Below are 21,631 nucleotides of genomic sequence, written 5' to 3'. Positions count from 1 at the left end.
AGAAAAGCGAAAGTCAGCCAATGTTTCATGACGCATTGGTGCCTTTCGCAGAAAGGCGGATTATAAAAATGAAAGTGAAAAATTTGAAAGAGTTGGAAGTTTTTTTGTGTTGCTGGTGTTAGGGCTGGGAGTCCTTCTTCCCTTTTTGCTTTCCATCATCTTGTGTTTTAATAATGGAGAATTTCAATTTGATTTACTCCTGCCTTTTTAGTTTAGTCCTTATAGGAATCGCATGCTTTATTCTGATTCTGCTGATTAGTTATGGCAGCCTTACCTCGCTTTTTGTAAAGCGCACAGCAAAAAGAATTGATGATTTGCCCTATAATTTCAACAGTTCTTTTAAGAGCAGAGGCGGTATCTTATACATTGATGTAGAAAATGGAATGATTGGTTTTATTTCAGCCTACAATCCTCTTAAAATTCAGGTTTTCAATGCCTCCCGCATTGCCAACGCCAAGACGGTTGCATCCGCAATGACAGGTGTTCGTTTCTTCTTTTACCTGGATGGAAAGAAAATTACAATGATGACCTTACTTACAAACAAAATAGTCAGCACCAAATCCGGTATAGGGGCCGAAGCTGTGTCCAAGGCGGATGCCTTTGTTGAACTCCTCAATGCGGCAAAAAGCCAGGCGGAAGGGAGAATTTCGTAATGGACCTGTTTCATTATCTCCCTTATCTTATTCTCGCGGCGGTAATAGGCATTGTATTGCTTTTTGGATTTTTGTTTATCCGTGAAATCATTCGCGGTCAAAAAGGAGAGGCAACCTGTATGTATTGTAAAGCGGCTGCCCCAAAAGCTTCTAATCATTCGTATTTATTCCTTATTCCGGTTTATTTTGGCGACAAATATGGGGATGCGGAAAACTATCTGCGTACTCATATGAGGCCAATTATGGAAAACCGGCAGATTCCTACGGGGCAGCGCGCCTGTCGAATCGAGCTTTACAGATGTTCCCGGTGCGATAAAAAACAGGTAGACATTACAGACTTTTTGCAGGTCCGAGGGGCTGTCTACATAAAGGGGATCTACATGTTTGCTTATGAGCCTTTCCGCCATCTGTTAGAGGAATGGGACAATATGGCAAACAATATGTAGTAAACCCGCCCATTCCAAATCGCCTGCGGCGAGGGATTGATTTCCTCTCGGTCAAATTTCCCCATTCTACCAGAATGTGTTTTCATGGAATATGTTTTCACGGACTTTGCAGCAAATGCAAAGTCCTGGGTTGAAGTCTTACCTTTTGCCATTCATTAATTTATGCTGCGCATAATATATCGTCTCGTTGTCATGTATATCACGCAGAAGTAACATGCATATAGGCTGAAAAAGCAAATTGCAAAGCCACTGACCGCTTTGAACGCAAAATTATGCATAGAAACGGGCAGTATAAGATTCAGCCTGCGATTGACAAAAGGTGTTGCCGACAAAAGCATAATAAATGACATAAATGTTGGCAGAAACAGTTTTATAAGCGTCTGTACGCAGAGCAGCCATTTAAGTCCGGACCGATTTTTCCCCATATGAAACAATAGCCGTATGTTTCTTGCCTCCCTTTTTAAATCAATCATTTGCAGCAAGGAAAGGATGCAGAAATAGATAACCATGAAAACAACGCAGATACTGATTTGCAAAAGCCCCATCCATTGCTGCGCTGTTTGTGCAAAAATTTGCATATGCGGATTGAGCAAGAATGCTCCAAACACAAATGCTCCCGCTGAAAAGAGCAGACAGATGCAAAAGACTGTGTTTACGTTTGCACCTGTTTTTGTCCCCATTGTCATTTCAGCAATCTGGTATAGCAGGTTGCCTTGATATAAGATGTCCTTTTGAGACAATCGAATAGATGCAATAAAAGCATATAACCATTTATAAAACGAAAAAAAACATAGTAACATTGGAATCGAAATAACTGAAACAGAAACGAACACTGTCCTGTCCGGCATCGAGGAAATACCGGATAATAATACGAAATAGCCAAAAAAACTAATAAGCAATGCCCAGCCCCAAAAAGACTTTTTGTTTTCTCTAAGCGGCTGGTTACGCTCCTTTTCGCGCATAAGCCGCACAATTTGTAATTTATATATTTTCCCTTTCAGAAAAAAAATTGACGAAGCTTCTACACAGCAAAAATAAGCAAGCGTCTGTAAAACGCCCTTTAGAGCAATTCCGGATATGGACGGGTTTTCCGCTCCTCGCAGCAGCACACGGCAGTATGCAAAAAATATCCCTGTGCCTATGGCCGTACCCAAAAGAAAGCACATCATGCCCACTATAATCAATTCGCACACAAACACTGCTGCCAGTCTGCCTTTTTCCATTCCTAGCAACATATAAGTAGCAAATTCTTTCGCCCTTTGCCTTACAATAAATGCATTGATATAGTCCGTCATTACCACCATAATCAACGCAATTAGTAACGGTAACCCCATTGTTTGGAAACCCGGCTGCATATCCCCCCAATTTGCAATATCATTTAAAAAACAACTAATGGAAATAAGCACAACCATTGAAAGAATATACAGGATATAATCAAACAAAGAGCGTCTCGCATTGCGGATAGATAGTTTAAGATACATAATGAACACCTCCTGCTATTTTTGCCATAGTGTCTAAAATTCTGGTAAAAAACTCGTGTTTCCCTTCTTGTTCCCGTTCCAGAGAAGTTTTGATTTCACCATCCTGCATGAACAGAATTTTATCACAATAGCTGGCAGATAAGGCATCATGTGTAACCATTAAAACAGTAGATCCGTATTCTTGGGAGAGCATAACAAAAGTATCCAACAGCTGTTTTGCACAGCGGCTGTCCAATGCTCCGGTAGGTTCGTCCGCGAGAATAAGACTTGGATTCGTTGCGATCGCTCTTACACAGGCGCACCGTTGTCGCTGTCCTCCTGAGATTTCATAAGGGAACTTATATAAAATCTCCGATATATTCAGTTTTTCAGCTAAATCAGTGATAGTTCTTTTTACATGCTCTTTTGGTATCCGCTTAATCGTCAGTGCCAACGCGATATTTTCATAAACGGTCAAAGTATCTAATAAATTGTATTCCTGAAAAACAAAGCCCAAATGCTCCCTGCGGAAAGATGCCAAATCGTTTTCAGACAACTCCGAAATGTCCTGCCCATCAATTTCTATTTGTCCGCCAGTCGCTTTATCTATGGTGGCAACCATATTGAGCAATGTTGTTTTTCCCGAACCTGATGCACCCATGATGCCAACAAAACTTCCCTTTGCAATATCAAAGCTGACGTCATGGACGGCTACGGTTGAGGTGCTGCCGTTTTCGTATCTCTTTCCAACATGCCTTAATTTCAAGACAGCCGGAATGTGACCTTCTGTCTTTCTTTTCCATTGGTCTTTTCCCAGCCAGCTTGTGACCACCTCAAACAACACTTGATTGGATTTCTCTTTCAAATTTTCATCTGATATAAATTCACCTAAAAGCAGCTCATTCAAAGTAATTTGAAGTAAATCGCAAAGCGGGCAAAGCAAAGACAGGTCAGGCATAGATTTTCCTGTTTCCCATTTCGAGATTGCTTTATCCGTAATTCCTAACTTTTCAGCTAATTGACTTTGGGTCAAGCCATTTTCTTTTCTGCGGGCGGCAATAAAGCTGCCGATTTTCTTTTGATCCATATTTCAAATCCCTCACTTTCACATTTTATTATACAATGACCGAATAAAATAAACACCTACCAGCGGTAGAGTTGCGAAAAAACTCTGTTTTATGGGTTGGCGTGTTAAAACCCATATTACTTTTCACACGTTGGCCAGAGGACGTTTGGAAAATTAAATATTTAAGCGTCACCACGCTTTCGCTCTGTAAAAACGTAGCAGACACCAGGTTCGAAAGGACCTCACCTAAGCGCACACGCATAAATGCGTGACGTTTTTCCAAGCTGTTTATTGACTAGCCTGTGAAAAGTAACCAATAACTGCATAATTGACAAGTTTCAGCCTGTAATATACTATAAATGTAACTATGGGAAAGAGTTCTAAAGCCGCAAAATACCGCTTAAGAACTTTTAAAGTTAATTTGCAGGGTTACCGGAAAGAATGGAGGATTTTATGAGCCAAAAACAAGCCATACAGGATTGGGACGAAATTATTGGGGTAAAACCAAAGAAAAAACAGGTGGATTATACAAGACTGATAGCACGCTTAGAAAAGCCTAAGGGCACGGCGGATGTTATTCTGGATACGGATACATATAATGAAATTGATGACCAGTTTGCTTTAGCATATTTAATTAAATCGGATGAAAAATTAAATCTTCAGGCCATCTATGCGGCCCCCTTTTACAATCACCATTCCGAAAGCCCCCAGGACGGAATGGAAAAAAGCTATCAGGAAATTTTAAAGGTTCTGAATCTTATGGGGCGCAAAGAATTTGAAAAAATTACTTATAAAGGTTCCGGGGCTTATCTGCCAAACGAAAAAGAGCCCGTAATTTCTCCTGCTGCCCGGGATCTTGTACAGCGGGCAATGGAAAGAGATGAGAGCGCTCCTCTTTATGTGGTGGCTATCGGCGCCATTACCAATATCGCCTCGGCTATTTTGCTTCAGCCATCCATCATAAACAAAATCGTGGTCATTTGGCTTGGGGGAAATTCCCTTGACTGGCATGACAACCGGGAGTTCAATCTCTATCAAGATGTTGCCGCCGCAAGAATCGTATTTGGCTGCGGCGTTCCACTTGTGCAGCTCCCCTGCATGGGTGTTGTCTCTGCCTTTGCCACCACCGGGCCGGAACTAACTTATTGGCTTAAAGGCAAAAATGCCCTGTGTGATTATCTGCTTGAAAATACGGTAAGCGAAGCGGAATTGGTGGGACAGGGAAAATGCTGGAGCCGCACCATTTGGGATGTAACCGCGGTAGCCTGGTTATTGGATCCCCGCTTTATGCTAGAACGCTTAGAGCCCAGTCCCATACCGGAATATGATGATAAATGGGCTTTTGATAAAACAAGGCATTTTATCAAATATGTTTATGGAATAAACCGGGATCCCTTATTTGAGGATTTATTTACAAAATTAGCAAAATAGTCAAAAATCCCGCAGCATTCGCCAAATGCCTAAGCCGACCAGCGGCTGGCTTTAAACAGCCGCTTGGCTCGTTGCCCGCAGGGATAAAGTACGGCCTTCGGCTAAACTGTCACCAAATCCGGCCATCAGAAGTCCGCCTGAGTCCAAGGGCCGAAATAACCCTCGGTATCATATATGAAATCACTTGGAAAAACCGTTTTCCTCGGCCTGGTCCTGGCTTATTACAAAAACCGGTGATTTGAAATCAAACCTCCGGTTACTTTGCTGTAAAAAATATGAGACTCATTCGTCCACGCCTTCACTTTCTAAAAACTGTGTAGCAGTCATACATTTGGGGTGTTCCATTTCAAGGCTCAAAAAGTCTTTGTCGCCAGTAAGTATAATATCCACACCAGATACAATGGCAGCATTTAGAATTGGCTGATCCTTTGCGTTGCGTATCAATTTTTCCGCATGGTCTACCGCTGGAATCAGCTCATAAGACATTTCTGCCAGTAGGACTTCCGCATCCGGCAGGAAATCAGGCGCCTTCCGTTGCAGGATATCCCGCAGCTCCATAATATTACGATCACATAGAACCATCTCATAGTGCTCAGCTACATAAAACATGGTCTTTGCCGGTTTTGACTGTGGAAATACTAATGCGGAAAAAAGAATGTTTGTATCGACCAATATCCACATATTTACTGTCCTTTTCCGTAGCGTACTTCATCTACAAGAGTCTGCACATCATCTTCATCGGAAATCCCCATAGTTTCGGCTGCTCCTGAAAAAGCAGACTGGGCTTTGCGGATTGCCTGTGCAGAGGCGTTGCTCAAAACAATCTCCCCATCCTGCTTTTGGTAAAACAAAATCTTGTCACCGGATTTCAGACCAAGCAAACGGCGAATTTCCATTGGCACAGTAATCTGTCCATTCGCAGAAATTTTCGCTAAATTCATAAAAACCACCCTTTCTATTCTTGAAATCTAAAGAAAAATTCAGGTTCCCCTTTATTATATCCCTTTCAAAGCCCAAAGTAAAACGACTCACATGGAAATTGTAAGGGAAATGCGAATTTTTTCAATAGATTAAAAATTCCTTGCCCCTTGGTCTCTGGCATATAGATTTTGCATATCTTTATCATATTCTTGCAGTTAAGGTAGTTCTAACTCCTAGCTGCTAATCACTACTTACCGCTGTGCCCGCCAAAAACCGCAAAGTTCATTGTATCCAGCTTGGAGTCAATCATAGCAATCTCATCTTTTGCAAGGAAAATATTACCGGCTTCAAAATTTTCTCTCAGGCGCTCTATCTTGCGCGACCCCGGAATCGGCACAATATATGGTTTCTTGTTTATCATCCATGCAAGAGACAACTGCCCCATGGTTGCGTTTTTCTCCGCTGCCATTTTATTTAACATATCCAAAAGTTCTTTTGCCTTTGCGTAGCCTTCTTCGGTATATTGCGGCATGGATGCCCGGTAGTCCTGGCTGCCCTCGAATTGGGTGGCAGGGGTATACTTCCCTGTAAGGAACCCGTTGGCCATCGGGGAGAAAGCAACATAAGCTATGTTAAGCTCCTCACATACAGGAAAAATAGTTTCATGCCATCTGGCCATCATGGAATATCTGTTTTCAATCGCCGTAACCGGGCAAACGGCATTGGATCTTTGTAGATATTCTTCCGTCACTTCCGATATGCCCCAATAACGGATTTTCCCTTCCTTCATCAGCTCCCCCATGGTTTCCGCCACCACTTCCGGCTCCACCTTAGGGTCAATCCGATGCTGGTAATATAAATCAATATAATCTGTCCCCAGTTTTTTCAGGCTTCCTTCCACACTTTTTCTTATGGTTTCCGGACTGCTGTCAAGTCTCAAGGACCGGTCCGGGTTATGTCCTACACCCATTTTTGTAGCAATTACCACCTTGTCCCGAATCCCCTTTACAGCCTCACCTACAAGCTCCTCATTATAAGAAATGGTTCCATCCGGACGCACACCGATATAAGCCTCTGCCGTGTCAAAAAAATCATATCCTATTTCAAACGCTTCTCTGAGCATTTTTACAGCAACGCCCTTTTCCGTAGGGTCGCCGGATGCATGGCTGAATCCCATACACCCCAGGCCCACAGGGTTGACATACAGTTCGCTTTTTCCAAGTTTTCTTTTTTCCATCTTAATAATCATGCTCCCTTCTCAATCTGCGAATTATCAATGGCGAAGCGGAAGCCTTTTGGCGCATCAGTCTCACAAGCATAAATTCGTGTAGAAAATGAATACTTCGCATATCCTCCGCTTCTTCTCTTTCATTCCATTATAAAATTAGTATATGGCAGACGGAAGTCTCTTTTTGGAATATGGTTTATACCATCAAGTATAATCTCCTGGCAAGCCAGGCTCCCGTAACTGAGCACACATTACAAAATACTCACTGCAAGACACACTCTGTAAAGCAGCAGGAAGCGCTCTCATCCAAAAAGGCATTCCATCAGAGCATGTTTGCAGCTTAATATTTTTATACTCTTTGCATGACTAGCTTTTACTCTCTTAAATCTGAATCAATTCGTAATCCGTTGTTCCAATGCCAATCTTAACCCCATGCTCAATTCCTGTCTTCCAATTTGTGGAAGGGGCGCTGTCACAAAAATGGTCTCCATGAGTGTGCGGCATACGGTCCAACTGGCTGTTTGCAATAACAGGCTGTTTATTTACGGCATCTGCACAGGCAAGATCAAGGGCGACCGGGTCAAAAGAAGCAAACATTCCCACATCCGGTACAATCGGAATATCATTCTCCGCATGACAGTCGCAGTTAGGGGAAACATCTATAACCAGGTTAATGTGGAAATTGGGTCTTCCCTGTATAACGGCTTTACTGTACTCGGCAATTTTCCTATTCAGGATATCATTGCTCTCATCCCCGGCAGGCTGTACCGCATCAGCCGGACAGACCCCTATACACCGCCCGCAGCCCACGCATTTTTCATGGTCGATAGACGCTTTTTTGTCCCTGATAGAAGGCGCGTCATGGGCGCATATTTTTATACAACGGCCACATCCAATGCACTGCTCCGTATCCACATAGGGCTTTCCGGCGCTGTGCATTTCCATCTTACCTGCCCGGGAGCCGCAGCCCATTCCCAGATTTTTCAGGGCGCCTCCAAAGCCGGTTGCCTCATGTCCTTTAAAATGATTCAGCGAAATAATAATATCCGCATCCATAATCGCCTGTCCAATTTTAGCTTCTTTTACATACTCCCCGCCTTCCACCGGCACAAGCGCCTCATCAGTCCCTTTCAAGCCGTCTGCAATCAGCACATGGCAGTCCGTGGCAAAAGGGGAAAATCCGTTTTGATAGGCAGCGTCTAAATGATCCAATGCATTTTTCCTGCCACCCACATAAAGCGTATTACAGTCTGTCAAAAATGGTTTCCCGCCCAGCTTTTTAACTGTCTTTGCCACAACCGCGGCATAATTGGGCCTCAAATAAGCCAGATTTCCCGGTTCCCCAAAATGAATTTTAATGGCAACATACTTATTTTGAAAATCAATCTTGCCAATCCCTGCCCTCTCCATCAGCCTCTCCAGCTTTTGAGGAAGATTCTCATTGAAGGAAGTCCTCATATCCGCATAGTATACTTTTGCTTTTTCCATAAACAATACATCCTTTCTTTTCATTACAGTCAATAACCCCACTGCAAGCAACGGGGCATCAAACTTGCAGTGCTACTAAGCACACGCTGCTAAGCACACGCTGCTAAGCAGCGGGGTATTGACCCTCGCGGCAGTCGCCAAATATCTATGAGATGCTCCGCATCTATAATAAGCACGTCTACTTGGCTCTTTACTCACGGGAATAAACTGACTCGCAAAGTGTAGCAGCCTTTGTCAGCAACGAGCAGTTCGCAAAGCGTACTGACCGTTGTTTGTTTTTTGTCCTTTGCCATTACCTTTTCTTTACCCTGCGGTCATACTCTATTGCCCGGCTCTGCCAACCCTTTACTTTTATTTATCAGTTTATCATAAATGACGAAATTAGAACAGGCCTAAACACATATGTCACACATTTGCATTTTTCTCTAAAATATTTTAATAATATATATAAAATAATTGAACATGCCTTTTAATTTTGCTATAGTAACATTACAATTAAGTCCTTACACACTTTAAAGAAAAGGCAACTGCTGTGGAACAGAACTGATTTTCTAAAATTTTCACAGTCAATTTTGTATTAACGCCCAAATTGGCGGTGCGTTAACAACATGGAGGATGGTTATGGCAAAACTACTGATCAACGAAAAAAGGAAAAAAGGCCACATCAACGCTGAAATTTACGGGCATTTCGCCGAGCATCTTGGAAGATGTATTTATGAAGGCCTTTATGTGGGAGAGCATTCTGATATTCCCAATGTAAACGGCATGCGCAAGGACGTGGTGGACGCCTTAAAAGAAATGAAAATTCCCGTACTGCGCTGGCCTGGCGGCTGTTTCGCAGATGAATACCACTGGAAGGACGGTATCGGGCCAAAAGAAAGCCGTAAGCGCATGATCAATACCCACTGGGGCGGGGTTATTGAGGACAACAGCTTCGGCACTCATGAATTTTTTGAACTTTGTGAGCAGCTGGGCTGCAAAACTTACGTAAACGGCAACGTAGGAAGCGGTACCGTACAGGAAATGAGCGAATGGGTCGAATACATTACGTTTAACGGTGTATCTCCCATGGCTGACGAGCGCCGGCAAAACGGCCGCGAAACGCCCTGGCGGCTTGACTACTTTGGAGTAGGTAATGAAAATTGGGGCTGCGGCGGCAACATGACGCCGGAATATTACGGAAATTTATACAGAAGATACCAAACTTATGTCAGGCAGTATGACCCTGCCCACCCTATTCAAAAAATCTGCTGTGGGGCTAACGTAGCCGATTACTTCTGGACCAAGGGCGTATTGGAGACCTGTTTTAAAGACCCTAAGCCAAACCCTGACAACGGACAGCTGCTAGACGGCCTTTCCCTTCACTATTATGTCCACCCCGAAGGATGGCAGATCAAAGGCAGCGCCACGGATTTTGATGATAAAGTATGGTACAAAACACTGGCAAAGGCAAAATACATAGAAGAACTGATTTTACGTCACAGCGCTATTATGGACCAGTACGATCCTGAAAAGAAAATCGGCATGATTGTGGATGAATGGGGCTGCTGGTTTAACGTAGAGCCCGGCACCAATCCTGGATTTTTATACCAGCAAAACACCATGCGCGATGCCCTTGTTGCGGGCATATCCTTAAATATTTTTAACAAACACTGTGACCGCGTGAAGATGGCATGTATTGCCCAGATGGTGAACGTGCTGCAGTCCGTCATCCTCACAGAGGGGCCTAAAATGCTTCTCACCCCCACCTATCACGTGTTCCACATGTACCGGCATCATCAGGACGCAGAGCTGCTGGACAGCTATATAGACGGAAATAAAACCATTGGCATGGAGGAAGAATATCAGGTTCCCTTCCTTGACGAATCTGTATCCATGGCAACGGACGGAACCCTCAATATTACCTTAAACAATCTATCCGTCACGGAAGATGCACCGGTGGAGATTTCCTTTGCCCAGCTTATGCCCACCCATGTCACCGCAGCCATTTTGACAGGAGATATGCAGGCATACAACACCTTCGATTCTCCTGAAAACGTTAAAGAGGTCCCCTTTACTGCTTATGAAGTTAAAGATGGCAGCATTTTCTTTACCGCCCCCGCATGTAGCGTAATCAGTTTCCGTATAAAAGAAACGCAGACCTAGGCCGTGTTTGGAATTTCATTTCCGCCGAATGCGCGCTCTAAGCTTCGCCCTTAAGAATGGAGGATTTTATGGAGGTTGAAACCAAACGTATCTGCCGCAAATGTCTGACAAGAGATATGGACCGGTCCGCCTATTTTGAAAATCTCCATTCCTACATAGCAAATTTGGATGAAGATTTAAAGGTTGATCAGCCGCTTTATGAATGGCGGCTCTCCTTGTGCAAACAATGCGAACTTCTTTGGGACGGTATGTGCCGGGGCTGCGGGTGCTTTGTGGAGCTGCGGGCGGTCATGAAAAAAAATAATTGTCCTTATCAAAAATGGTAAACACTTGCATAAGTTTATTCTATTCCTTTATCGTCTTCAACTTGTAATGTGCCCTGCCAAAACAGGAAAGGCGCTATTATTTGTTATTTTTCATAGGTTTTCCAAACGTCCTCTGGCTAACGGTGTAAAGCAACTATTATTTTAGATAATACTAAATTAATTTATTATTTTGTATTGACACAATTATATCTCTATACTAAAATAAATGTACAAAAGTCAACACTTTTTTAAACATGGAGGGAATTATGGCAAAAGCAAGAATGATTGTAGACAAAGATTTTAAAATTGCCCAAGTGGACAACCGCGTGTATGGTTCTTTTATAGAGCATCTCGGGCGGGCAGTCTATAACGGTATCTATCAGCCGGGACACCCCGCAGCGGACGAAGATGGTTTCCGCAGGGATGTGTTAGAGCTTGTAAAGGAGCTGAATGTTCCGATTATCCGCTATCCCGGCGGGAATTTCGTATCCGGTTTCTTTTGGGAGGACAGCGTAGGACCTAAGGTGGAAAGAAAGCCCCGTTTAGACCTGGCATGGCGTACCCTGGAAACCAACCAATTTGGCTTAGGTGAATTTGCACAATGGTCCAAGAAGGCCGGTTCCCAGATTATGATGGCAATCAACCTTGGCACAAGAGGCGTATCGGATGCCCTGAATCTGTTGGAATATTGCAATCTGGATACCAACAGCTATTACAGCAATTTGAGAAAACAGCACGGCGCAAAGGAGCCTTACAATATCAAAACATGGTGCCTGGGCAATGAGATGGACGGCCCCTGGCAGGTAGGACATAAGACGGCTTACGAATATGGCAGACTTGCCGCCGAAACGGCTAAGGCCATGAAGCTTATGGATGATTCCATTGAATTGGTTTCCTGCGGCAGCTCTAATGTGGACATGCCCACCTTCCCGGAATGGGAGGCCGTTTCTCTGGAAGAAACTTATGATTACGTAGACTACATTTCCCTGCACAACTATTACGGAAATGCAGAAAACGATACGGAGGACTTTTTTGCAAAAACCCAGGATTTGGAACGCTTTATCCATACCGTAATTGCTACCTGTGATTATGTTAAGGCTAAAAAACGTAGCAAAAAGACCTTAAATTTAAGCTTTGACGAGTGGAACGTATGGTTCCATGCAACAGAGGACGACAATAAGGAAATGAAAAACCGCCCTTGGCAGATTGCGCCCCATTTATTAGAGGACATTTATGACTTTGAAGACGCAATCCTCGTGGGACTGATTTTGATTACTTTCCTGCAGCACGCCGACCGCCTTAAAATGGCATGTTTGGCCCAGCTTGTAAACGTGATTGCCCCTATCATGACAGAAAATGACGGCGGCGCATGGAAGCAAACCATCTACTATCCTTTCCTCCATGCTTCAAAATATGGACGCGGCGTTGCTCTGCGAAGTGTAGTCAACTCCACCAGGCATGACAGCAAAAATCATGAGGATGTTACCGATGTGGAATCTGTTGCCGTTTACAACGAGGAAAAAGAGGAAGTAACGATTTTCGCAGTAAACCGCAGCGTCAAAGAAGACGCCCTTTTCCAGGCGGACGTAAGATGCTTTGAAGGATACCGCGTACTGGAATATCTGGCCCTTGAGAATGATGACATGAAGGTGGTTAATTCCATAGCCGGCGAGAAGGTTGCTCCCTACAATAAGACAGAATACAAGCTTGAAGACGGCGTCTTTACAGCGAATCTGTCCAAATGCTCCTGGAATGTAATCCGGCTTGGCAAATAGTACCAAAAATTATCTTTCCAATAAGACAGCTGTCACAAATATGCGCCTGCAAAACTTTTCAACATCTTCTGCAAGCCTGCATCCCGTAAATCCGGATCTTGTGACAGCTGTTGCTTTTTATTCCCCAATGGGGCTATATCTTATATGAACCGAAATGTCCTGATTATAATTTCCAAAATTTCTGCCGAATATCGTCAGTCCCCCTACATGTTCTGCATCATCTTCCACTGCCAATTTTAATTTTATGGCGCTCTTGTAATCCAAATGAAACTCCGTGATAGACACATCTGACACCTGCAGCCCATCAATAAACGTCCCCTTTTCATTTATCACAAGGTTTTTTAAAAGACCATATTGATTCCAGTTCGGATACCACCAGTTTGGCGTAAAAATTCCGCTCACATCCCCAAAGTCTCCCGGACTTGTCCATGTGGCAATCTTCCTGTCATTTAAGATAAAGGATATATCAGAAGGCCATACATTGTTTACACCGGGGGCCTCAGAGCTTATTTCCAGCGATACCATGATTTGGTCAATCTTTTGTGCCGAAGGAATAAAATTAGGAATAACATACTCCACATAGCCCCTGGTAAACCACAATATATCCGCACTGTATCTGTCCGGATGGGAAAAATAACGGACATCATCTACCTGACCAATCATCGCACTGCCGGATGCCAGACCACAGGTAGGATACACCTCATAATCCGAAAAGTGCCCAACCTTTAAGTCCGTCTGGTATATATTTTTTATCTCCTCCTGAGAACCCATTTCTATCAAAATTTTATCAAGACACACAGAGCACTTCTTCTGGTTACCATGCCCTGCGGATTCATTGGACACCGTAATCAGCCCGCTGTCCTCCAACTTCTTGATATGTCCGGTGAGCGCGCCATTGGTAATATTCAGCCTAGCTGCAAGCTCATTCATATTCATGCCCTGGCTCTCTGAAAGTATCTTTATAATCTCAATCCGTACCTCCGAGCCCAACGCCTTAAAAATATCAAGCCCTTCCTCTAAAGATTTAATGTGCAGCATAAGATTCTCCCCTGTTTTCCCCAATATGTTTTATCACCTTATTATAGATACGCGCCACAAAAAATACGGAAACTCCAAGCGACATCAGCTCTGCGATCGGAAATGCCCACCAAACATACGCCACGTCTCCTGTAAGGGATAAAAAGTAAGCCACCGGCAACAGCACCACCAGCTGTCTGGCAATGGATACAACCATGCTGTACACACCATTTCCAAGGGCCTGGAACATGGTACCGCAAATAATACAAAAGCCAGCTAGCAGAAAGCTGTAGCTAATCGTGCGCAGCGCCGGGATACCTATAACTAACATTGTCTCCGAAGCATCAAACAGACGAAAGAGCTGTGCAGGGAAAATCTGAAATACCAAAAATCCAATTATCATCAGACACATTGCATACAGAATACTCAGCTTAACCGTCTTAATCAGCCTTTCCTTTTTGCCAGCGCCATAATTATAAGCTACGATAGGAACCATACCATTATTCAATCCGAAAATCGGCATAAAGATAAAACTCTGAAGCTTAAAGTATACTCCGAACACCGCTGCCGCCGTTGAAGTGAATGCCAGCAGAATCTGGTTCATACCATACGTCATAACCGACCCAATCGCCTGCATAATAATAGAAGGGATTCCCACCTGATAAATCTGCTTTATAATAGCAAAATCCGGCCTAAAGCCGTTAAAATGCAGTTCAATTTCCGTATTCTTCTTTTGATTAAAAACAAAAGCAATTATTCCCGCCACAATCTGCCCTGTCACAGTTGCAACAGCGGCGCCTGCCACTCCCATTTTCGGAAGTCCAAAAAATCCAAAAATCAAAATAGGATCCAAAATAAGATTAATGATTGCTCCCGTTCCCTGAATAATCATAGTATAAAAGGTCTTCCCCGTGGACTGCAGCAGCCTCTCAAAAATAAACTGTGTATATATTCCAAAGGAGCAGCAACATACAATTGTCAAATATTGCCGTCCGTAGAACACAATCTGACCGTCATCCGTCTGACTTATGTAAAATGGATCTGTCACAAAAATTCCTATCAGGAAAAATATGACAAAGCTTACTGCTGCCAGAAAAACACCATTGACAGCCGTTTTATTTGCTTTTTCATAATCCTTTTCCCCCAGGGATTTAGACAGCAGTGCATTAATACCAACACCTGTTCCCGTACCCAGGGCAATCATCAGCGATTGAAGCGGAAATGCCAGGGATACCGCCGTCAGAGCATTTTCATCAATCCTTGAAACGAAAATACTATCCACCACATTATAAAGCGCCTGTACCAGCATAGAAGCCATCATAGGCAGTGACATGGAAATCAACAGTTTATTTACCGGCATAACTCCCATCTTGTTTTCCTGCTTTGGTTTTGTTTCACTCAAAATTGCTTTACCCAAATTATTTCTATCCTTTCCTTCGTCTATTCATAAAATTCTCATCCTAGCCACAGGCAGCAAAGCCTTACAGATATCTTTTCAGATTATCAAGCACCACCTGATATCCATTTGCATACATATGGATTCCTTCAATTGTAAACTCCCTTTTGAGCTTTCCATATTCATCCGTCAGTCCCTGATTCACATTGATAAAGTGACACCCCATTTTCGCTGCCAGCTTTTCCACAGCCCCATTGGCAATCGTAATATTTTCATTTGTCCTTGTGACAAAGGCTGTTTTGCTCCATTCATCGTCTGAAAGCTTGTCCGTTTCATTGACCGGATAATACGCTATCATATAAATTTCCGACTCCGGGAGTCTTTCCTTAATCAGAGAAATAATTTTCTCATAATTCTGAAGCAAAGCCTCTAATTTATAATCCGGACTTCCTATATCATTGGTTCCAATATTTATGAAAATCCTGGACGGCTCCGTGCCAAAAACCATTTCTTCCATATACTGCAGCATATCACTTGTGGTGAATCCTCCGATTCCACGGTTGTAAATAATCTGGTTCATACCGTTGGTCATCAAAAGCTCATTAATCGGAAACTGCTCCATCAAAGAAGATCCTGTAAAAAGAATCCGGCCCTTTTTTATATTTTGATTCAGTATCCGGTATCTCTCTAATTTTTCCTGCTGGTCCCGGCTTATCATATCCTTAAAATCCATATTCATACCTCCCCATATTTACGCACTCTACGCTTTCGTGAGCTTAACCTTATGCTAACAAACGCTTCTGTATCCTGCCAGTCGGCTTATTGTAACAAAAATAACTGGAATCTTCCCTTTACAAGTAGATTCCAGTTACCTCCGTCATGAGCCACCCGGGACTCGAACCCGGGACAACTTGATTAAAAGTCAAGTGCTCTACCACCTGAGCTAGTGGCCCCTATATAAAGCTGGGCTAGCTGGATTCGAACCAGCGAATGCAGGAGTCAAAGTCCTGTGCCTTACCGCTTGGCGATAGCCCATTAAAACACCAAGCTCATCTTTCAGACGATAGCCTGTCAGCCGACAAGCCTTGGCAAAAGGTGGATAGAGGGACTCGAACCCTCGGCCTCCAGAGCCACAATCTGGCGCGCTAACCAACTGCGCCATACCCACCATACAATCAACTCTGTCACACTTCGCGAGCCAGCTCTTTGATCAAGATGATGATATGTAATCATACATCAAACGTGCCCAAAGGGATTCGAACCCCCGACCCACGGCTTAGAAGGCCGTTGCTCTATCCAGCTGAGCTATGGACACATAATCATAAATCACATGTTACACATACAAAAAACAAGGTATTCTTCGTACCTAAATGATGTTAACATATGAAATTCCTTATGTCAATACTATTTTTCATTCTTACGTTATTTTTCATTTGTGCGATATTATGTGTAACGATTCGTTACTATTCTACGACATTTCAAAAAATTTACCCTTGAAAAAATTCTCGTTTTCCAGCAGTTTTGCCGTAAGCCTAAACAGAACACAGCCGTCCGGACACATGATAACTTTACTGTATTTACTATCCCCACCTACATTTTCCAAATCTCCTCCGCTTCTAACAGCCTCCATAATAGGGTACATCATCATCATTACCTTAGAACAAATTCCCTGTCCCTGCGAATTAACCGGACAGCCATAAGTGCAGGTATATGTATCCCCTATCTCCTCCCCGTTCCGGCAAAATCTTTCTGTTTCCTCATTATCCTAATTAAATCCTATCACTTCAATCTTCCATTCATATTCTTCCTCATACCATTTTTTCAAATCAGTACCCTCCTTCAAACTCTCACCATCTTCCCTCTTTTATCTTTCAAATAGGAAATCACATACTAATATCCACGGCCTAAAACCGTTCATAGCAACCTATTACAATACATTTTTCTTTGAACAATACTTGTCTTACTCCTTTTTATCGTACATGCGCTCTAGCTTTTTATGATAAGCAATCATTGCAAGTATGCCGCCTGCCACTTCAACCATGCACAAATATCCTGCCATTAATTCTCCAAAAGCAAGTCCGCATACGAAGCAAAGAATAACCCCCACTCCTAATAAAATCCACATGATGCCATGCTTTCGATTATAAGCTTTTACATCTGTAATCTGTTCTTTTTGGGGCGGTTTCTTTCCGGACCAGAAGCCAACCGGCTCTTTGCTTCTATACTGGACAATGCCTATTATGATAAGCGGCGCTACGCTAATCAGCAATATTACTGACGAAATTACTATTTCAGCAGTCATATTCCTCCTCCTTCATATCGAAAGCTTACTTACGCTACTGCTTAATTTCCTCTATTGAGAAATATCTGTTGTCCTGTTTTAATTCTACTATATACACTGCGCCGAGCAGCTTTCGTTCTCCCGAATCATCAGAAATTTTGTCTTTACCTGATTTCTAATATGATAAAATAAGGAACTTTTAAGTACAACGAACATCTTAGGATAAGCATATCCAAGGCATCTTTTTCATTTGCTTATTACATTTTTTGTTCATGATTTTTCTTCATATGCCTTGTATTGCAAAGTATATTATAAAGCATATATTCTTTAGAGTCAATGCTTTACATATTATCTATTACTCTCAGCGTAACAGTTCAGCCTTACGCCGAACTGTTACCTCTCAGCACCATTTGACTACTTTGCCCAGGCCAGGAATGCACAAAGGCTGCAAATCGTAATCATTTTCGCCCAAGGACTTTGTTTTTCCTACTAAGTCCTATTAAGGTCTATAGATGCAGCATACGGTTCTTTGACAATTACGATGGCATAAAGGAACAATAATCGGTTGTTCTTCATAATTTATATGATATAGGGAATTGTACAGCAAATCCTGCTTGTCTCAGGAACAGTTTCCAAAGTGACTTGAAGGAGATTTATCGTTATGGCTATCGGTTATTTGACTATACAGGCACGAACGGCCCACGATGCACTTCCGCTTGATGGTGCCCAGATCTGGATTATGGATGATCAGGAGAAGCGTGTTTATCATTTAACAACGGATGAAAGTGGAGAAACGGAGAGGATTTCCCTGGAAACTCTGGAGCGGGCCCTGTCGCTTAATCCGGATTTTCACGGAACACCTTTTATCAGTTATAATGTACTTGCGTTTGCGGATGGTTTTAATTCGGTTCATATTATCGGCATTCCGATTCTGGACGGTGAAACAGCCATTCAGCCAATTGAATTTATTCCAATGCGGAGAATGCAGCGCATCCCGACAGTGACAGAGATTCATATTGGCGCGCCCGCCGTTTCCATGACGGGCAATCGATATCAGACAATACCCGATACAGAACCTCAGGTACTCCGTCAGGTGGTTATTCCGAATCCGATCACAGTACATCTGGGCAGTCCAGGCGCAGCTGCCACCAATGTCCAGGTGTCCTTCCCCAATTATGTAAAAAATGTTGCCAGCAGTGAAATTTACCCCACATGGCCGGATGCGTCCCTGCGGGCAAATATTTACGCAATTATCACTTTTGCACTGAATCGGATTTACACCGAGTGGTACAGGAGCCGCGGTTACAGCTTTGATATAACAAATAATACTGCTTATGATCAATATTTTATATATGGGCGGAATATTTATGAATCCATCAGTCTGATCGTGGATGAAATTTTTAATGAATTTGTACGCAGACAGGGGCAAATTGCACCTTATTTTACATCCTTTTGCAACGGAACTACCGTTACCTGCGCCGGTCTATCCCAATGGGGGACGGTTACATTGGCAAATCAGGGGCTCACCCCCCTGCAGATACTGCGTTCCTATTACCCAAAGGATGTGGAGATTGCAGAGACGAATATTATTACCGGAGTTCTATCCTCCTATCCCGGAACCGCGCTTAAAACAGGGAGCATAGGGCTTGACGTACAGACGATTCAAACTTATTTGGAAAGGATTCGATGCAATTACCCTGCAATCCCTGTGATTACGGATAAAGCAGGCGTGTTCGGGCAGAGCACTAAAGCGGCGGTTACCAAATTTCAAAGTATTTTCAATCTGACACCCGATGGTATAGTCGGAAAGGCCACCTGGAATAAACTTTCCTACTTATATACCGCTGTAACCAGACTTGCCGAATTGGATAGCGAGGGGACTAACCTCGGAATTGGAACTATTCCACCATCCTCGGTTCTTCGCCTTGGTTCGTCAGGGCAGGATGTCATTACGCTGCAGTATCTTTTGAATGTGGCAGCTGAATTTAATTCTGCAATTCCAGCTCCGGCCCAAGACGGAGATTTCGGAATAGAAACACAGCAGGCAGTTGCAGCGTTCCAAAGTGCGGCTGGGCTTAAGCCAGACGGCATAGTTGGGCCGCTTACATGGCAGGCGCTGTATCAAACTTATCTGGGAGTGGGTGATATCATTCCGCCCAGCCCTGATACAGGGACTATCGATTACATTGTCCGCTCGGGGGATACCCTTTGGCTGCTGGCACAGCGATATCATACAACAGTTGATGCAATCAAAAATTTAAATGGCCTTTCCAGCGATAATCTCAGCATCGGGCAGGTACTGAAGATTCCGACAACGGAATCCCCGGGCGGATCATATTTTGAATATGTTGTCCGCTCAGGGGATACCCTTTGGCTGCTGGCACAGCGATATCATACAACAGTTGATGCAATCAAAAATTTGAATGGCCTCTCCAGCAGCAATCTAAACATTGGGCAAATACTCAAAATACCCTCTGCAGGAACAGCACCCGCCCCATATTTTGAGTATACTGTCCGCTCTGGAGATACACTGTGGCAATTAGCGCAAAGATTTGGCACAACGGTCAGCAAAATAAAAAGCTTAAACAATTTAAGCAGTGACATTCTGAATATTGGCCAGGTGCTGCTCATTCCCAATGATTGAACGTAAGCTTATCAGTAGTAAGTTTATCATTAAAGTCTCGGTTCATAAGAAACTGTTAAAGTAAGCGTCAAATCTGGCGCTTACTTTAGCAATTTTGAGGATCAGAAGCTTTCACTTTCTCTTTTCTTTGCCAGTACATTAACCCATTGTTCTTTTTCTCTGCTTTTACAAACATCCTGCGTCACAAAAATATCCTCTAACAAAAAACAATTATCTACCATGAGATTTTTTATTGCGGTTTCCTCATAATCATAAAACATTCTGCCCTTATCAACTCTCATACCCCTCCCATATTTAAAAGAAGCATAAAGTATTCCGTCCTTTTTCAAGGCAGTCCAAAGACGTTTGAGCACTCCGCTTATTTCTTCATATGAAACATGCAAAAGAGATGCACATGCCCATATTCCGTCAAATTCCTGCTGGAACTGCAATTCCTCGAAACTTATGCAAATAACTTCTTGTTTTATTAGCTTCTCTGCTTCTTTACATATTTCTCTTGAAGCATCCAATGCAGTTACTTGATATCCGGCTCTTAAAAAGGCCTTCGCATCCCGTCCACTGCCACACCCTGCATCTAAAATGTGAATTTGGGATGATCTATCACATTCTTTTGGCTAGTGTAAAATAGTTTGTGTCTTTGGAAAAAATTGGCTCCTTTTTGGTAAGAATGTAGATATGACAATTCTTATCGAAAAGGAGAATTTTTATGGCAGTAGCTAAAGAGCAGATTCGACAGATTATTTCAGAGAACAACATCACCAGCGTTGCGGATGTCTATACCCTTCTTAAAGAAAGCTTTAAAGATATCCTGCAGGAACTCATGGAGGCAGAACTGGATGCTTCCCTGGGATATGAAAAGAACCAGAAGGGGAATCTTGCCACCGATAATAAACGCAATGGTCATTCACCTAAGCCCCTCAAAAGCCAGTATGGGGAATTCCAGGTGGATGTGCCCAGAGACCGCAATGGTGAGTTTGAGCCAAAACTTATCCCCAAATACCAGCGTGATATCTCCGGTATTGAGGAGAAAGTCATATCCCTCTACGCCCGTGGAATGAGTACCCGGGATATCCATGACCAGATGCAGGATCTTTACGGCATTGAGCTATCGGCAGAAATAGTCAGCAAGATTACAGACAGGATACTTCCCCTGGTCAAAGAATGGCAGTCCCGTCCCCTATCCCCCATCTATCCTTTTGTGTTTATGGACTGTATCCATTATAAGGTACGGGAAGATGGCCGTATCCTCAGCCGGGCAGCATATGTAGTGCTGGGCATTACCACCGAGGGGTATAAAGAGATCCTCAGTATTACCGTAGGAGCAAATGAGACCAGCAAGTTCTGGCTGGGGATGTTAAATGACCTGAAAAACCGC

Annotated in this window: 19 protein-coding genes, 4 tRNA genes and 2 pseudogenes; 8 read left to right on the top strand and 17 right to left on the bottom strand. The window is 43.2% G+C overall.

What is annotated here, in order from left to right; all coding sequences use genetic code 11:
* Positions 1-188: 188 nt before the first annotated feature.
* On the top strand, positions 189-653 hold the full coding sequence (locus D5281_RS20940) for a hypothetical protein (protein WP_160561962.1): 465 nt from the start codon (positions 189-191) through the stop codon (positions 651-653).
* Entirely contained in the window at positions 653-1,099 is a 447-nt protein-coding gene (locus D5281_RS20935) for a hypothetical protein (protein WP_160561961.1), read from the top strand. The genes D5281_RS20940 and D5281_RS20935 overlap by 1 nt, the downstream gene beginning before the upstream one ends.
* A gap of 155 nt (positions 1,100-1,254) precedes the next feature.
* On the opposite strand, the gene D5281_RS20930 is transcribed toward D5281_RS20935, so the two are convergent.
* Positions 1,255-2,580, bottom strand: coding sequence for an FtsX-like permease family protein (locus tag D5281_RS20930; protein ID WP_160561960.1), 1,326 nt, complete (start codon positions 2,578-2,580; stop codon positions 1,255-1,257).
* Positions 2,570-3,646 carry an ATP-binding cassette domain-containing protein gene (locus D5281_RS20925; protein WP_160561959.1) on the bottom strand — a complete coding sequence of 359 codons (1,077 nt, stop codon included), beginning with the start codon at positions 3,644-3,646 and terminating at the stop codon, positions 2,570-2,572. Before D5281_RS20925 ends, D5281_RS20930 begins: the two co-directional genes overlap by 11 nt.
* A gap of 432 nt (positions 3,647-4,078) precedes the next feature.
* Here D5281_RS20925 and D5281_RS20920 point away from each other — a divergent pair, with 432 nt between their 5' ends.
* Positions 4,079-5,056: a nucleoside hydrolase gene (locus tag D5281_RS20920; protein WP_160561958.1), complete on the top strand. Its 978-nt coding sequence runs from the start codon at positions 4,079-4,081 to the stop codon at positions 5,054-5,056.
* 282 nt (positions 5,057-5,338) lie between these two features.
* Here the strand turns inward: D5281_RS20920 and D5281_RS20915 are convergent, their stop codons facing one another.
* From D5281_RS20915 to D5281_RS20900, 4 genes are all read right to left on the bottom strand, one after another.
* Positions 5,339-5,737, bottom strand: coding sequence for a putative toxin-antitoxin system toxin component, PIN family (locus tag D5281_RS20915; RefSeq protein WP_160561957.1), 399 nt, complete (start codon positions 5,735-5,737; stop codon positions 5,339-5,341).
* Positions 5,738-5,739: 2 nt separating this feature from the next.
* A complete protein-coding gene (locus D5281_RS20910; protein ID WP_160561956.1) occupies positions 5,740-5,997 on the bottom strand; it encodes an AbrB/MazE/SpoVT family DNA-binding domain-containing protein in 258 nt (85 codons plus the stop codon).
* 227 nt (positions 5,998-6,224) lie between these two features.
* Positions 6,225-7,214 (bottom strand): aldo/keto reductase, encoded by a 990-nt coding sequence (locus D5281_RS20905; protein ID WP_160561955.1) that lies wholly within the window; start codon positions 7,212-7,214, stop codon positions 6,225-6,227.
* 372 nt (positions 7,215-7,586) lie between these two features.
* Positions 7,587-8,693, bottom strand: coding sequence for a DUF362 domain-containing protein (locus D5281_RS20900; RefSeq protein WP_160561954.1), 1,107 nt, complete (start codon positions 8,691-8,693; stop codon positions 7,587-7,589).
* Between the two features lie 621 nt (positions 8,694-9,314).
* Here D5281_RS20900 and D5281_RS20895 point away from each other — a divergent pair.
* The 3 genes from D5281_RS20895 (at position 9,315) to arfA (ending at position 12,918) form a co-directional block, all read left to right on the top strand.
* On the top strand, positions 9,315-10,838 hold the full coding sequence (locus D5281_RS20895) for an alpha-N-arabinofuranosidase (RefSeq protein WP_160561953.1): 1,524 nt from the start codon (positions 9,315-9,317) through the stop codon (positions 10,836-10,838).
* 68 nt (positions 10,839-10,906) lie between these two features.
* Positions 10,907-11,164, top strand: a complete 258-nt coding sequence (locus D5281_RS20890) for a DUF6171 family protein (RefSeq protein WP_160561952.1) — start codon at positions 10,907-10,909, stop codon at positions 11,162-11,164.
* A gap of 245 nt (positions 11,165-11,409) precedes the next feature.
* Complete coding sequence (gene arfA / locus D5281_RS20885; protein WP_160561951.1) at positions 11,410-12,918, top strand: arabinosylfuranosidase ArfA; 1,509 nt, start codon at positions 11,410-11,412, stop codon at positions 12,916-12,918.
* A 117-nt stretch (positions 12,919-13,035) separates the two neighbouring features.
* Here arfA and D5281_RS20880 read toward each other — a convergent pair whose 3' ends face one another.
* The 9 genes and pseudogenes from D5281_RS20880 to D5281_RS20840 form a co-directional block, all read right to left on the bottom strand.
* Positions 13,036-13,956 carry an ArsR/SmtB family transcription factor gene (locus D5281_RS20880; protein WP_160561950.1) on the bottom strand — a complete coding sequence of 307 codons (921 nt, stop codon included), beginning with the start codon at positions 13,954-13,956 and terminating at the stop codon, positions 13,036-13,038.
* A complete protein-coding gene (locus D5281_RS20875) occupies positions 13,943-15,304 on the bottom strand; it encodes an MATE family efflux transporter (RefSeq protein ID WP_160561963.1) in 1,362 nt (453 codons plus the stop codon). Before D5281_RS20875 ends, D5281_RS20880 begins: the two co-directional genes overlap by 14 nt.
* 112 nt (positions 15,305-15,416) lie before the next feature.
* Complete coding sequence (locus D5281_RS20870; RefSeq protein ID WP_160561949.1) at positions 15,417-16,064, bottom strand: GDSL-type esterase/lipase family protein; 648 nt, start codon at positions 16,062-16,064, stop codon at positions 15,417-15,419.
* Positions 16,065-16,211: 147 nt separating this feature from the next.
* Positions 16,212-16,284: transfer RNA gene (locus D5281_RS20865), tRNA-Lys, on the bottom strand.
* Positions 16,285-16,294: 10 nt separating this feature from the next.
* A tRNA-Gln gene (locus D5281_RS20860) sits at positions 16,295-16,366 on the bottom strand.
* 59 nt (positions 16,367-16,425) lie between these two features.
* A tRNA-His gene (locus tag D5281_RS20855) sits at positions 16,426-16,499 on the bottom strand.
* 73 nt (positions 16,500-16,572) lie between these two features.
* Positions 16,573-16,646, bottom strand: a tRNA-Arg gene (locus tag D5281_RS20850).
* Between the two features lie 153 nt (positions 16,647-16,799).
* Positions 16,800-17,156: pseudogene (locus D5281_RS20845) on the bottom strand (TIGR04076 family protein).
* 135 nt (positions 17,157-17,291) lie between these two features.
* Entirely contained in the window at positions 17,292-17,633 is a 342-nt protein-coding gene (locus tag D5281_RS20840) for a hypothetical protein (protein ID WP_160561948.1), read from the bottom strand.
* Between the two features lie 640 nt (positions 17,634-18,273).
* Here D5281_RS20840 and D5281_RS20835 point away from each other — a divergent pair.
* Entirely contained in the window at positions 18,274-20,256 is a 1,983-nt protein-coding gene (locus D5281_RS20835; RefSeq protein WP_160561947.1) for a LysM peptidoglycan-binding domain-containing protein, read from the top strand.
* A 101-nt stretch (positions 20,257-20,357) separates the two neighbouring features.
* On the opposite strand, the gene D5281_RS27270 is transcribed toward D5281_RS20835, so the two are convergent.
* Both D5281_RS27270 and D5281_RS27265 read right to left on the bottom strand, forming a co-directional pair.
* On the bottom strand, positions 20,358-20,537 hold the full coding sequence (locus D5281_RS27270) for a type III restriction endonuclease subunit R (RefSeq protein ID WP_277935511.1): 180 nt from the start codon (positions 20,535-20,537) through the stop codon (positions 20,358-20,360).
* Positions 20,538-20,564: 27 nt separating this feature from the next.
* A pseudogene (locus tag D5281_RS27265) lies at positions 20,565-20,837 on the bottom strand (class I SAM-dependent methyltransferase); the annotation flags it as partial.
* A 125-nt stretch (positions 20,838-20,962) separates the two neighbouring features.
* Here D5281_RS27265 and D5281_RS20825 point away from each other — a divergent pair.
* Positions 20,963-21,631 (top strand): IS256 family transposase (locus tag D5281_RS20825; RefSeq protein ID WP_160561946.1); only part of this gene is annotated, 669 nt, incomplete at its 3' end.

Source organism: Parablautia muri, from assembly GCF_009917485.1.
In the GTDB taxonomy this organism is placed as follows: Bacteria; Bacillota; Clostridia; order Lachnospirales; family Lachnospiraceae; genus Suilimivivens; species Suilimivivens muri.
Note: the sequence above shows the minus strand (reverse complement) of the source record. Positions and strands in the feature narration are given on the sequence as shown.